Below are 237 nucleotides of genomic sequence, written 5' to 3'. Positions count from 1 at the left end.
CCCGCAACCTCACTCAGCGCGATCTCGGCGGCCGGCCCCGCGTTGCCGAGCTGCTCACCCATCGGAATTGCGATATCGCGTGCGTGCACCCACATGTCGAAGATGCGGATCTGAAGGAACGCACCGTACGTCCGGACGCCGACCGGGGTGAGCGATGGCGCATCGACGACCGACGGGTCCAGCGACCGGAGATGATGGAGGCGCGACGCTGTGACGTCGGCGACGCGCGCGGCGAAC

1 protein-coding gene is annotated in these 237 nt (G+C 68.4%); it reads right to left on the bottom strand.

Going from position 1 to position 237, the window contains the following annotated elements; all coding sequences use genetic code 11:
* Window positions 1-237: maleylpyruvate isomerase N-terminal domain-containing protein (locus ACPGXI_RS11390; RefSeq protein ID WP_526652875.1), on the bottom strand; the 237-nt coding region annotated here is incomplete at both ends.

This window comes from Mycobacterium sp., from assembly GCF_049608025.1.
GTDB lineage: Bacteria > Actinomycetota > Actinomycetes > Mycobacteriales > Mycobacteriaceae > Mycobacterium.
This window is presented reverse-complemented; position numbering and strand designations above follow the sequence as displayed.